The 13203-nt window shown below is 56.6% G+C and carries 9 protein-coding genes; 4 read left to right on the top strand and 5 right to left on the bottom strand.

Annotated elements, in window-relative coordinates:
• Positions 1-123: 123 nt before the first annotated feature.
• Positions 124-1200, top strand: a complete 1077-nt coding sequence (uxuA, locus tag MHH78_RS12630; protein WP_341167606.1) for a mannonate dehydratase — start codon at positions 124-126, stop codon at positions 1198-1200.
• A complete protein-coding gene (locus MHH78_RS12625; protein WP_341167605.1) occupies positions 1201-2817 on the top strand; it encodes a mannitol dehydrogenase family protein in 1617 nt (538 codons plus the stop codon).
• Positions 2818-3388: 571 nt separating this feature from the next.
• Here MHH78_RS12625 and MHH78_RS12620 read toward each other — a convergent pair.
• The 3 genes from MHH78_RS12620 to MHH78_RS12610 are packed head-to-tail and all read right to left on the bottom strand — an operon-like array spanning position 3389 to position 7748.
• On the bottom strand, positions 3389-4972 hold the full coding sequence (locus tag MHH78_RS12620) for a glycoside hydrolase family 43 protein (RefSeq protein WP_341167604.1): 1584 nt from the start codon (positions 4970-4972) through the stop codon (positions 3389-3391).
• Positions 4969-6948 carry a YjhG/YagF family D-xylonate dehydratase gene (locus tag MHH78_RS12615; RefSeq protein ID WP_445668045.1) on the bottom strand — a complete coding sequence of 660 codons (1980 nt, stop codon included), beginning with the start codon at positions 6946-6948 and terminating at the stop codon, positions 4969-4971. The genes MHH78_RS12620 and MHH78_RS12615 overlap by 4 nt, the downstream gene beginning before the upstream one ends.
• 41 nt (positions 6949-6989) lie before the next feature.
• A complete protein-coding gene (locus tag MHH78_RS12610; protein WP_341167603.1) occupies positions 6990-7748 on the bottom strand; it encodes an IclR family transcriptional regulator in 759 nt (252 codons plus the stop codon).
• 96 nt (positions 7749-7844) lie between these two features.
• On the opposite strand from MHH78_RS12610, the gene MHH78_RS12605 reads away from it, so the two are divergent.
• Entirely contained in the window at positions 7845-8759 is a 915-nt protein-coding gene (locus MHH78_RS12605) for a dihydrodipicolinate synthase family protein (RefSeq protein ID WP_341167602.1), read from the top strand.
• A gap of 296 nt (positions 8760-9055) precedes the next feature.
• Positions 9056-10084 carry a CdaR family transcriptional regulator gene (locus tag MHH78_RS12600; RefSeq protein WP_341167601.1) on the top strand — a complete coding sequence of 343 codons (1029 nt, stop codon included), beginning with the start codon at positions 9056-9058 and terminating at the stop codon, positions 10082-10084.
• A gap of 529 nt (positions 10085-10613) precedes the next feature.
• On the opposite strand, the gene MHH78_RS12595 is transcribed toward MHH78_RS12600, so the two are convergent.
• Together MHH78_RS12595 and MHH78_RS12590 are read right to left on the bottom strand one after the other, a co-directional pair.
• The gene (locus MHH78_RS12595) at positions 10614-11756 is read right to left on the bottom strand and encodes a glycerate kinase family protein (protein WP_341167600.1); all 1143 of its coding nucleotides are present in this window, start codon (positions 11754-11756) and stop codon (positions 10614-10616) included.
• Positions 11757-11783: 27 nt separating this feature from the next.
• Positions 11784-13085, bottom strand: a complete 1302-nt coding sequence (locus MHH78_RS12590) for a GntP family permease (RefSeq protein ID WP_341167599.1) — start codon at positions 13083-13085, stop codon at positions 11784-11786.
• Positions 13086-13203: the final 118 nt, after the last annotated feature.

Raw genomic sequence — 13203 nt, 5'->3', positions numbered from 1 at the left:
AATTGAGTCTTGTATACAAGATTATGCCACATGTAACGCTGGTTCTGTAAGGTCAATTGTCACAAGGCTTCGGAAGGTTATCATTTGTATTTATGCTTATCTTACTTAAGGAGGAAAATAACAATGAATATGACTTGGAGATGGTACGGCGAGGGCAATGACAACATCACTCTTGACCACATTCGTCAAATCCCGGGCGTTATGGGCATCGTCTGGTCGCTGCACCACAAGGTGGCAGGTGAGGTCTGGGAGATGGAAGACATCCAGAAGGTTGCCGATCAGATCACAGCCAAGGGCTTCAGCACAGCGGTTGTTGAAAGCGTCAACGTTCATGATGATATCAAAATTGGACTGCCGTCCCGCGACAAATACATTGACATCTATATCGATACGATCCGCAAGCTGGCCAAGGTTGGCGTCAAGGTCATCTGCTACAACTTCATGCCGGTGTTCGACTGGACCCGCACTGAGCTGTATAAGGAGCTGCCGGACGGCTCGAACGCCCTCTTTTATGAAAAGGCTGCCATTACCGACAATCCGCGTGAGATGGTAGACCGCATCCTGAAGGGTGCCGGACAATTCACGATGCCCGGCTGGGAGCCGGAGCGGCTGGCCAAGCTGGATGAGCTGTTCGCGGCCTATTCTGACGTTACCGAAGATAAGCTGTTCGACAACCTGAAATATTTCCTGGAGCGCATCATTCCGGTGTGTGAAGAAGTGGATATCAAAATGGCGATTCACCCGGATGATCCGGCCTGGCCGATCTTCGGACTGCCGCGCATTATCCGCAGCCGCGATACGATCCGCCGCTTCCTCGACATGGTGGACAGCCCGTATAACGGCCTGACCTTCTGTACCGGATCGCTTGGAACGAACCCGGAGAATGATCTTCCGGCGATGATCCGCGAGTTCAGTGACCGGATTTATTTTGCCCATATCCGTAATGTGAAGGTGTTCGAGAACGGCGACTTCATTGAGGTATCCCACCGGGGCCGTGACGGCAGCGTAGATGTTGCAGAGGTTGTTAAGGCGTATCATGAGAGCGGCTTCACCGGTTATGTGCGTCCGGACCATGGCAGACATCTCTGGGGCGAGGAAAAGAACTGCCGTCCGGGGTATGGCCTCTACGACAGAGCGATGGGCATCATGTATCTGCTCGGCGTATGGGACAGCCTGGAGAATGTCAAGGGGGCCAAGTAAATGCTGAGTCTGAGCAGAAGCAGCATCGCGGACCGGGAAGCCTGGGAAGCCGCAGGGGTAGAGCTGCCGCAGTTCGATTTCGCAGCGGTAGCGCAGAATACGCTTGCGAAGCCGGAGTGGGTTCACTTCGGGGCGGGGAATATTTTCAGAGGCTTCGTGGCGAATGCGCACCAGAAGCTGCTGGACAGCGGCAAGGCTGACACCGGCATTATCGCCGCCGAGACTTTTGACTTCGAGATGATCGACAAGGTCTACCAGCCTTATGACAATCTGACTCTGCTGGTACTGATGAATGCAGCCGGCGACTTCCAGAAGCGGATCGTCAGCAGCATCGTCGAAGGCATCACTGCAGATAAGACGCGGGAAGCGGATTACAGCCGCCTGACTGAGATTTTCGAGAATCCCAGCCTGCAGATGGCGAGCTTCACGATTACGGAGAAGGGCTATTCGCTGACCGGTCCTGATGGACAGTACCTTGGTATTGTGCAGAAAGACATCGCCGGCGGGCCGGAACATCCGGTTCATGCGATGAGCATCGTGGCATCCTTCGCCTACAAGCGTTACCTGAAGGGCCAGTACCCGATGACCTTCGTCAGCATGGACAATTGCTCGCATAACGGCGACAAGCTGAAGAACGGCATGGTTACCATCGCCAAGGAATGGGCCGCCAAAGGTCTTGTAGAGGAAGGGTTCGTGGCTTACCTGGAGGATGAGCAGAAGATCACCTTCCCGCTGTCCATGATCGACAAAATCACCCCGCGCCCGTCCGAATCCGTCCAGGCAGCATTGCTGGAACAGGGAATCGGCGGCATGGATGTGATCGTCACCTCCAAGAACACGTACACTGCTCCCTTCGTTAACGCGGAGATCAGCGAGTATCTGGTCATTGAGGATAAGTTCACGAACGGACGTCCGGCGCTTGAAGAAGCCGGTGTGATCTTCACGGACCGCGACACGGTTAACAACGTGGAGACGATGAAGGTAACCACCTGCCTCAACCCGCTGCATACGGCGCTGGCGGTAACCGGCTGTCTGCTCGGCTACACGCTCATTGCCGATGAGATGAAGGACGCCACGCTTCGCAAGCTCGTGGAGACCATCGGCTACAAGGAAGGCCTGCCGGTTGTGGTTGATCCCGGCATCCTGAGTCCGAAGCAATTCCTGGACGAGGTGCTGCAGGAACGGTTCGCCAACCCGTTCATCCCTGACACTCCGCAGCGGATCGCCACCGATACTTCACAGAAGGTCGGCATTCGCTTCGGCGAGACGATCAAGTCGTATATCCGGCGGGATGATCTTGACCCCGCGCAGTTAACGGCCATCCCGCTGGCGATTGCCGCGTGGTGCCGGTATCTGCTGGGCGTGAACGATGAAGGCGCTGCATTCATGCTCAGTTCCGACCCGCTGCTGGAATCGCTGCAAGCGCGGCTTGAAGGCGTTGCCTTGGGCGCGGATGCTGCCACGGCCGCTGGCGTGCGCGCGGTACTGGAGGATCAGGCTATCTTCGGCGTGGACCTGTACGCCGCCGGACTCGGCGGGACTATCGAGGGCATGTTCACCGAGATGCTGGCTGGTCCGGGTGCGGTAAGGGCTACGCTGGAGAAGTACACGGCCTGAGTTGTGGGCGCGTGGGCGCGAACATAAGTAAAAAGTCTGGCCATCCTTGAACAAGGAGGGCCAGGCCTTTTTTTGGGTGGTGAGCGTTGTAAGGATGGCCGGTGGGGAACGTACACTCCAAGCCGCGCGCTTAGCTAAGTGCCGCATTCTCCTGTATAGCTAAGTATCGAGTTCTAATGTACATCTTACAATAGACTGTGGGAGCTGGCCCGCGCTGGGGGATTCAGGTGCACTAATACTCCTAATTTCACCGATTGGAGTCCATTCGGAGAATTCAAGGGTATTAATGCACCTTATTTCTGTGATTTAGCTAGATTTGGAGAATTCAAGGGTATTAATGCTCTTCATTTCCACCATTTGGCTGAATTCAGGAAATTCAAGTGCATTAATGCACTACATTTTCGCGGCTTGGCTTAGTTCGGGAAATTCAACGGTATTTATGCTCTTCATTTCCGCAGTCTGACTCAATTCACCGGTTTGGCTACACGGCATGGTGGCCTATACCTATATCACACCAAAAAGACCAGGAGAACGGCTCCTGGTCTTTCTAGTGTTTAATGTTTCCGCTGTTCTACTCCTGCTCCAGATACTCAAAGTAATCAAAATCCGCCGGATGCAGCGTGCCGCTGAGGTCCTGGGCACACATGCCGATGAACGTGCCGGTGAAGCGGATGTAGGCCGGGAAGTCATCGGACAGATGATAGATTTCCAGGGCCGGGCCGATCTGCTCCCAAGTGGATTCGCTAACCTTGTAATAGAACTGGGCGAACTCGCCATCGATGACGACCTTAAGCGCCACGCTTACTCCGGCAGGCAGCGGCACTTCAGGCGTCAGGGTGTCTTCATAGACTCCATCCTTGGAGCGGATGAGTCCCAGGGTTCTGCCGAGGACTTCATCGTGTGTGATCCGCAGATAGAGGTAATCCTTCGTGTCGTAATAGACGATCAGACCAGCCATCTGCTGGAAATGCTGCGGCTCGAAGTCGACCGAGGTTTCGGCGCTGCAACGGAAGGCCTGCTGGCGCAGGGCGACCAGGCTCTGGTGGTGCATGGAGCTCATCGACTCCCTGCCCTTCAGGCGCAGATAGCCCGGACGCTCCTGAAGCGAGAGCCAGGATTCATCAGCCGGCACGCGGAGCGTGCTCCAGCGGACATCCAGCTGCGGAGCCTCGAAGTCGTCACGCGGAGTGGCTGCGGCAAAAGGATGCGCCGGAAGATCCGGTCCCTCCACCGTCAGCGATGGAGCGTTTCCGCCCCCGGACAAGGCCAGCCAGCCGTCGGCGGTGAATTCGACGCGCTGAATCGCCGTCTCCCGGCCCAGGTTGCAGTAGTTGTCCTTGACTGGACGGCCGCACAGATGGACCATGTACCATTCGCCGGTCTGCGTCTCTACTAGGCTGGCATGGCCTGCTTTTTGCAGCGCCAGATCAGGGTTGCCTGCCGAGGTCAGCAGCGGATTAACCGGAGCGGTCTCATAGGGACCTTCAATCTGCTTGGCGCGGGCTACGGTCACCGCATGATCATACTGCGTACCGCCCTCAGCCGTAATCAGATAATACCAGCCGTCCTTGCGGTACAGATGCGGGCCTTCGGTTAGGGCCAGCTCCGTTCCCTTATAGATCGGAGTAACCGGTCCGACCAGGCACTGCTCTTCCACCGAATATTCCTGGAGCACAATACCTGCGAAGCTGTTGCGGCCGGTGCGGTGATCCCACAGCATATTGACCAGCCATTTGCGCCCGTCTTCATCATGGAATAGTGAAGGGTCGAAGCCGCTGCTGTTCAGGTATACAGGCTCAGACCAGGGGCCTTCGATATTCTCCGCAGTCACCAGATAGTTAGGTGTATCCTTGAAGGCACCCTGGCGGCTTTTGACATCGGTATAGATTAGATAAAAGAGTCCATTGTCGTACGTGAGGCAAGGTGCCCAGATACCGCCGGAATCGGGGTCCCCCTCCATATTGAGCTGCGAGCTGCGGGTCAGCGCATAGGTCAGCGGCCGCCAGTTCACCAGATCGCGCGAATGATGAATCCGCACGCCGGGGAACCACTCAAAGGTTGAAGTAGCAATGTAATAGTCATCTCCAGTCCGGCAGATCGACGGGTCCGGATGAAATCCGCGCAGAATCGGATTATGAATCAGATGTCGGCTCATAGTTTCTCCTCCAATGCTTGCCGTCCCGCTTCCAGTAAGGCAATGATTTTGTCGGTATCGTAGATACAGCCCTTCCAGGTTCCGCCGCTGGCCGCTTGAAGCGCAGCCCACAGCCGGGTGTCCTCCGGCAGACCCGGGTCTACTGCCAGGCCCGGATGCGGTGTCCGCGAAGCCAGAATCAGCGTTCCCGCTTCCTTGGTCAGCGGCTCATCTCCCTCGCCCACCAGATTCACGCTTCCTTCCAGAGTCACCGTATCGATCCGCACTTCCACCCAGTCATTATCGCGCAGCTTTCCGAGCGTGCCGCCAGCCAGCGCTTCCGGACCCATGTGGCCGATACAGGCACCGGTGGATACGCCGGAGAAACGGGCATCCGTGATCAGCGTGACATATTTGCCGTAGGGCAGATGCTTGAGCGCCGAGGTGAGCTGGTAGGTCTCCTCCATCCCGGTCCCGCTCGGCCCGCGGCCGATGACAGCCAGAATATCCCCGGCATGGACCATGCCCAGCTTGATGCTGCGGATAGCGGCCCGCTCAGTGGTGAACACCTTCACTCGTCCGGTATGGCGATATACACCCTCGCTGTCCAGAACGGCAGGATCGATCGCGGCCGATTTGATGACTGCGCCTTCCGGGCAGAGATTCCCGACCGGGAATGTCATGGTGGACGCCATGCCCTGGCGCTTGGCTTCTTCCGGGCTCATGATCACGGAATCCGGATCTACGCCGTCCGCTTCCAGCAGCCGCTGGCGCAGCTCCGTCCGGCGCTCTGAGCTCTCCCACCAATCCAGATTCTCGCCCAGTGTCCGCCCGGTCACCGTCAGCACGGACTCGTCAATCAGTCCCAGCTTGCGCAGATGGAGCATCACCTCAGGAACGCCCCCTGCCAGGAACACCCGAATTGTCGGATGCGGTACCGGACCATTCGGCAGTACGCTGACGAGGCGCGGAACCATCCGGTTCACCCGGTTCCAGTCCTCGACGGTCGGAACCTTCAATCCGGCGGCATGGGCGATGGCCGGCAGATGCAGCAGCAGATTCGTGGAGCCGCCGAAGGCAGCGTGCAGCACCATCGCATTCTGGATCGACTGATCTGTCAGAATGTCGCTCATGACGATTCCGTTCTGGTCCAGATGCTGAAGAGCCCGGGCCGACTGGCGGCCGATATTCTTCCAGATCGGCTGGCCCGAAGGGGACAGTGCCGAGTGCGGCAGCGCCATACCCAGCGCCTCTGCAATGACCTGGGCGGTAGCCGCCGTACCGAGGAACTGACAACCGCCGCCCGGCGTCGCGCAGGCCCGGCAGCCGAGATCCGCCGCTTCTTCAAGGGACAGCTCCCCGTTGCTGTACCGTGCCCCGATGCTCTGCACCTTGCCTGCGTCCTCTCCCTCTATCGGGGGCAAAGTCACGCCGCCGGGAACGATAATTCCCGGCAGCTTATGCATACCGGCAAGGGCCAGCAGCATGGCGGGCAGGCCTTTGTCGCAGGTAGCTACGCCAAGCACACCCTTGCGGGTAGGAAGTGAACGAATTAGCCGCCGCAGCACGATGGCCGCATCATTGCGGTAAGGCAGGGAATCGAACATGCCTGTGGTTCCCTGGGAACGGCCGTCACAGGGATCGCTGACATAACCGGCGAACGGAATCCCCTCATTCGCGGTAAGCTCCTCCGCAATCTCTTCCATCATCACGCCGATCTCCCAGTGTCCGGTATGGTATCCGAGCGCCAGCGGAGTGCCGTCCTCACGCCGGATGCCGCCCATCGTTCCGAGAATCAGGTACTGGGGCCGGTTCAGCAGCAGCGGATTCCAGCCCATCCCGGCATTCTGTGTCATGCCAAAAATCTCTCCGCTCGGTGCATTCCGCAGCACCTCCCCGGTGATCGGCAGCTGGCCTGCCGGACCTTCCGCAGCGGTATGTACCGGAACAGCTTCAATGATGTCTTCCTTCATAATCTCTTGTACGGTCAATTTCATATGAATCCCTTCTCTCCCTCAGAATGAATATGCCCAGATGTCTATGACAACGAGAGCTTCGCCGCAAGCAGGGTTACCTCCCGGACCGCAGCTTCCTGCTTCGCGGTGAAGGCATGCTGAAGCATCGAAGTACTGACAGCGGCAACAGCCTTGCCTGAGGCATCCAGTACCGGTGCAGCCACACAACTGATGCCCTGGATAATCTCCTCCTGATCCAGCGCATAGCCGGTCTTGCGGATCTCAGCCAGGGCTGCGGTGAACTCAGACCAGTCTGTCAGCGTGCGGGAAGTGACCGCAGGCAGCATTTTACCCGGATAACGCCGCTCCAGTTCCTCCTCCGGCAGCAGTGCCAGCATCATCTTGCCCATTGCAGTCGCATGGGCCGGAAACCGCATCCCAGGGCTGGACTCCAGCCTTACCAGGGACTGCCCCTCCTGCTTGGCCAGGTAAATAATCTCATCGCGGTCCAGCACCGACAGCTGAAAGGTCTCCCCTACCGCTCCGACACTCTGCACCGACTCTGCCAGGAACCGCTCTACCAGATTCATATTCTGCTTAAGCGAATCATTATAGACGGTATTATAATAGGAGATTCCGGCACCAAGCACATACCTCTCGCCCGCATCCTTCACCACCCACCCCAGAGTCTCCATGGTGCGCAGCAGCGAGAACATCGAGCTTTTGTTAATGCCGGTCTCCTCGCAGAGGTCTGTCATCTTAAGCGCTCCGGTCTGTCTTGAGATGGCCTTAAGAATCAGATCAGCCCGTTCTAATGCCGGAACCCAGTACTTCTGGTCCACACCTTCATTCCCCTCTCATAAATCCATTGATTAAGCCTTCCAAGTTCACTATAATAATCATATGTTTATAATACCAAACCAGGAGGCAAAAATAAAATGAAACTTAGCCACCCGAATGCAGGTGTCATTCCTCCCGTCCCGACCATTCTGGATTCCGCCGGGAAATTCGACCGTGACGGAATGAAGCTGCTGATCGACAGCCTGATCGCCAAAGGGGTTCACGGACTGTTCTTCCTTGGAACGGCCGGAGAATTCACCCTGTTCACCGCAGAGCAGCGTGAAGAGATCGCAGAGCTATGCCTGGAGTATACGAATGGCCGTCTTCCGGCCTGGATCGGCACCGGCAGCAACACGGCCCCTGAGACCCTCCGGCTCTCCCGCCATGCTGCTGAGCATGGAGCTACCGGCATCGTCATTATGAATCCGTATTACTACAAGCTGAACGGGGACGCCCTGTTCGCGCATTATGCCGCTGTGCTGGAAGCGGTCGATGTACCGCTCATGCTGTATAACTTCCCGGCCATGACCGGCCAGGATCTGACTCCGGCCTTCGTGGCCCGTCTAGCCGCACATTATCCGAATGTACTCGGCATCAAGGATACCGTGGATCAGCTTAGCCATATCCGCCAGATGATTATGCAGGTTAAGGCGGTTAGTCCGGACTTCTCCGTCTTTTGCGGCTTCGACGAATATTTGCTGCCTACGCTGGCTGCCGGAGGAGACGGGGCGATCGCTGCCAGTGCCAACTTCGCTCCGCAGCTGATGCTGGGTGTGTACGACAGCTTCAAGCAGGGGGACTTAGCCGGAGTGCTGTCCTTCCAGCAGCGGCTGATTGAGATTCCGGCGCTGTATGCCATCGATGACCCGTTCATCGCTTCGATCAAGGAAGCCGTCCGCTTGTCTGGCGTACCGGTATCCACCTTCAGCCTGGCTTCGCCTGGGGTATGGAGTACGGAGCATGAGGAAAAGCTGAAGCTGATTTTCAGCCAGGCGGGTATTGCCCAAGGGTAAGCGATATTTATAGCGCGGACTCATCCATTCTTATTTTTCACAATCCCCCCTTCTATTAAGGTCAGCCCGCATTGGGGCTGGCTTTTTTGGTGCTGGGCGGTGCTTTGTGCTTTTCCTAGTGCGGCTGCTTGTACGTTTCCCTCGTAAAATTTCGCGTGAGGTTCCTTGCAAGGCTCTTAGTGCGGTTCCTCCTTTCTTCGCGGTGAAGGATGGTCTATAATTTTGTTCAGATGCACAATGAGTGATTGAGATGCAATATAGGCGGTTACCCGCTCAAGACGAGGAGGGCGTTCCGGTTGTTTCAGCTATCCGAGAAGCAGGCGCAGGAGATTGTAGACAAGATGATGATGGACATCCCCTATAATATCAACATCATGAATCATGAGGGGATCATCATCGGCAGCGGGCATAAGGCAAGGGTGGGCACCGTTCATCGGGGGGCTGTCGAGGCGCTGTCCACCGGGCAGAGGGTCGAAGTCATGGAGGATGGGCGATATGAGAAAAAGGGCACCAACGAACCGATTGTCATCGGCAACACCCGCGTAGGTGTAATCGGAATCTCCGGCAGCCCGGAAGAGGTCCGGCCCTTCTGCAATATCGTTAGAACCACGGTATCGCTGCTCATTGAACAAAGAAATACGCTGGAGCATCTGGCCAGCGAAGCCAATCGCAAGAAGGCTCTGTTGGAGATGCTTCTTGACCATCAGGGAGCGTACTCCCAGAAGCTGCGAAAAGAAGCCGCGGCCTATCAGATCGATCTTCTGCTGAAGACCACCGTACTCTATCTCAAGCATGTGCAGCCGGAGCTGGATGAGGCAAAGCTCTTGTTCCTGCATCCGTCCTTCCAGCTCGACGGGGATACGTGGGTAATCCTGGTCCAGAACCGGCCGGACTGCAGCCCGCTGATTGCGCAGTTGCTGTATAACCAGCCTCAGCTCCTGCTGGCCTCAAGCCGGCTGGAGACCAGCATCGCGGAGGGCTACCGCCAAGCCAAAGCTGCTCTCGGCGTTCTTCTGGCGCTCCGCCCTGCTGCGCAATCGATCCGCTACGAGGACGCGGAATTCCTGGTGAAGCTCAGCCAGTCGAGCCTGTCAGACAAGCCCGGCACGGCGATCAAGCTGGAGGATACCGCCGATCTGCTGGAGACGCTCCGCAGCTTCATCAATCACAATTGCAGCGTCTCGCAGACGGCTGAGCAGCTGAACATCCACCGCAATACACTGCAATACCGCCTGAAGCGGATCGAGAGCATCACCGGCAAGGACCCGAGGAACCTGCTGCAGCTCTTCGAGCTTACGCATGAGCTGCTGGCGCTGTATAAGTAGATACTATAAAAGAAGCACTTGCGATTAGAACTCAAAGCCTGGTCGTCGCTGCGGTGAACATTTGGACTTCCGGCCGCTCTTGTGTTTGGATTTCCTGATTTCAAACGCTCCTCGCGGTAGAAATCCAAACACAAAGGCGGTCGCTAACGCTCCTCCAGTTCCAAATTTCCCCTCTGCTTCTTTTTGCTTTTTGTTAATTTCTTAAGTGCTTCTTCTATAAGCTAAAATTTCAGCACGATCATAGGTGGATTAAGTACATCTAATTTCCGGCTGAATGACAGGCTGGGGAGTTTAATTGGAAAAAAGGCATTTAATTCAGCCCAGCCCCCCACCGAACGCAGGTTTCGGGCACAGCAGTTGTACTTTTTCCATCTAAAATCCTCCAATGTGCGGATTAGTGAGAATTAGATGCTCTTTTTCCACTTGTTCCAATCAAGAGGCCGATGCAACAACTAGGCAGCCTTCAGCTGCTCCACCACAAAACAGTGGCCCCGGGGAAATTTTATTCCCGGGGCACTGTTCTCACATTCTATTCGGCCAGCTTCAGCAGCCTGGCGATATTCTCGCAGGTCCGCTCGACATTGGCGGGGCCGTCAGCCAGCAGCTTCTCCAGGCTCGAAGCGCCGGGAACGATGCCGAAGACGGCGTCGATCCCTTCGGCGTAGAGCGTCTCGATTCCCTCGCCGATATACCCGGCCAGGGCGATGACTTTTTTGCCGCTGGCTTTGGCGGTGCGGGCTACGCCGTACGGCGTTTTGCCGAATTTGGTCTGGAAGTCAATCCCGCCTTCTCCGGTGAAGACGAAGTCCGCCTGCTCCAGCTTCTGCTGAAGCCCTGTGTATTCAATCACGATCTCGATTCCCTTCTGCAGCGTGGCCCGTGTAAAGATCATCAGACCCGCGCCCAATCCCCCCGCTGCACCGGCTCCGGGAAGGTCGCGTACATCCTTGTGAAGCTGCTGCTTCACCACCGCCGCATAATGGGCCAGATTGGCGTCAAGCTGCTGCACCATATCGGGCGTGGCCCCTTTTTGCGGACCGAATACGGCTGAAGCCCCCTGCTCTCCGCAGAGCGGATTGGTCACATCGCAGGCAACGATGAGCTGAACCTGCTGCAGTCTCGCATCTAGCCCGCTAACATCTACACTCGCCAGCCGTCCCAGGCTGCCGCCGCCGCGCGGAAGTAAGTCCCCCGCTTCATCCAGGAATCGGGCGCCAAGCGCTTCGGCCATTCCGGCACCGCCGTCATTGGTGGCGCTGCCGCCGATGCCGATGATGATTTTGCGAATACCACGGTTCAGACATTCCAGAATCAACTCGCCCGTCCCATAGGTGGTGGTGATCAGCGGATTCCGCTCCGCCCTGTTCACCCGCTGAATGCCGCTGGCCGAAGCCATCTCGATTGCCGCCGTCCGGCCGTCACCGAGAATCCCGAATTGTGCCGTCACCGGCTGTCCCAGCGGTCCTGCAACTTCCAGATAATGAATGTCTCCGCCGGAAGCGTCGACAAGGGACTGCACGGTTCCCTCCCCGCCGTCCGCCATCGGAACATGGATATAGGTTGCTTCCGGGTATATCTTACGGAGTCCGGCCTCCATCGCTGTACATACTTCTTTTGCGGTCATGCTCTCCTTGAAGGAATCCGGCGCCAGTACAAAGGTTCTCTCTCTCATTTCCACACCTCATCTATAATATTGATCTTAAAGTAAAAATCCGTAAACCAGCGTAGCCACAATCGTCATCGTGCCGCCAACGATGGCCTCATACGGGATGAGCCCCATGCGCTCTTTGATCGACATTTTCATACTGTCCGCTGTTACATGGAAGTAAGTGCCCTGCGGCAGCGAGTCGATGACCGTAGCTCCGGTATGAACCATCACAGCAGCAGCCAGCGGAGCCGTGCCCATATTCAGAATGGCCTGCCCGAAGGAGCCCGTAGCAACAATAACACCTGTGGATGTTGAAGCGGTAGCCGCAGCCATCAATATCCCTGAGATCGGTGCCAGGAACGTCCCGGAAATCCCGGACAGCTCAATCAGATGCACCACCTGGGCGGACAGATCGGAAGCGGAGATCAGACCGGCGATGCCGCCTGCTCCGATCAGGATCAGGATGGTTGCAGTCATTTTGCTAAGGCCGGAGGATGTATATTGCAGCACCTTGTTGCCTTGTCCCATCGCCAGCATCCCGATAATCCCCGCCAGCGGCAGAATATAGAGCGCATCCACCTTAAGCTTGGTTAACGGTTCGATCCCGGAGATGGAGCCGATCGGATTAATCATAAGCAGAACGATGGCTACAAGCGGAGCCACAATAGCTCTGCTGAGCGGCGGGTAAGCGTCCGTATTCGCGTTGTCTGCACCGTTTGCAGCTTCTGCCGTGGTAACCATGACGCCTTTTTTCTTCAGCAGGGTTGCTAAGATAACGGTTACAATTAATCCGCAGATTGCCGGAATCACGCCTGCCAGCATGACATTACTCAGATCAAGATCAAAGCCGCGCGCAGCAGCAATCGTATTCGGATTCGGTGAGATAATGTTACCTGCCTTCCCCCCGCCCGACAAGGCCAGCAGCAGCGCCAGCTTCGAGATCTCCATTTTGTTGCCTACGGATAAAGCAATCGGAGCCACAATCAGCACCGCTACCGGGATGAATACGCCCATTGCCGTAATGACCATAGTTGCCAGCGCGAGGGCCAGAATGGCCTTGCTTCCGCCGAACTTTCGGACAATAGCCTGGGCTATGGCTTCAGCCGCACCCGACTCCATCATCACACCAGCGAGCACACCGGCGGCCAGCACCCGCAGCACCGTGCCCATTACACTTTGTGTACCGCTTACAAGAACACTCACGATCTGTTCGAGATTGGCTCCGCCGATCAGCGCCCCTGCAATGGCACCCAGGAATAGAGCGTAGACCGGATTCAATTTTCTAAGGATCAGAATAATGGCTATTGCCAGCCCTGCAAGCGCCCCATACCAACCAATGATTAATCCTTCCATTTCAAAGTTCCCCCTAACAACTTGTTGAACACGCTCTCATTATAAGGTCTGGGGGGAGGAAAAGAATATTGATGAACGGACGAAATGTATTGTGCATGTGACCAACGGATTAGGGGGA

The organism is Paenibacillus sp. FSL H3-0333 (genome assembly GCF_038002805.1).
Lineage (GTDB): Bacteria > Bacillota > Bacilli > Paenibacillales > Paenibacillaceae > Paenibacillus_AQ > Paenibacillus_AQ silagei.
Note: the sequence above shows the minus strand (reverse complement) of the source record. Positions and strands in the feature narration are given on the sequence as shown.

What these genes read in the sequence shown, in the direction of transcription:
- MHH78_RS12615 (WP_445668045.1), bottom strand. Translation starts at nt 6,948, where the DNA reads ATGAAATTGACCGTACAAGAGATTATGAAGGAAGACATCATTGAAGCT.
- uxuA (WP_341167606.1), top strand. Translation starts at nt 124, where the DNA reads ATGAATATGACTTGGAGATGGTACGGCGAGGGCAATGACAACATCACT.
- MHH78_RS12590 (WP_341167599.1), bottom strand. Translation starts at nt 13,085, where the DNA reads ATGGAAGGATTAATCATTGGTTGGTATGGGGCGCTTGCAGGGCTGGCA.
- MHH78_RS12620 (WP_341167604.1), bottom strand. Translation starts at nt 4,972, where the DNA reads ATGAGCCGACATCTGATTCATAATCCGATTCTGCGCGGATTTCATCCG.
- MHH78_RS12625 (WP_341167605.1), top strand. Translation starts at nt 1,201, where the DNA reads ATGCTGAGTCTGAGCAGAAGCAGCATCGCGGACCGGGAAGCCTGGGAA.
- MHH78_RS12595 (WP_341167600.1), bottom strand. Translation starts at nt 11,756, where the DNA reads ATGAGAGAGAGAACCTTTGTACTGGCGCCGGATTCCTTCAAGGAGAGC.
- MHH78_RS12605 (WP_341167602.1), top strand. Translation starts at nt 7,845, where the DNA reads ATGAAACTTAGCCACCCGAATGCAGGTGTCATTCCTCCCGTCCCGACC.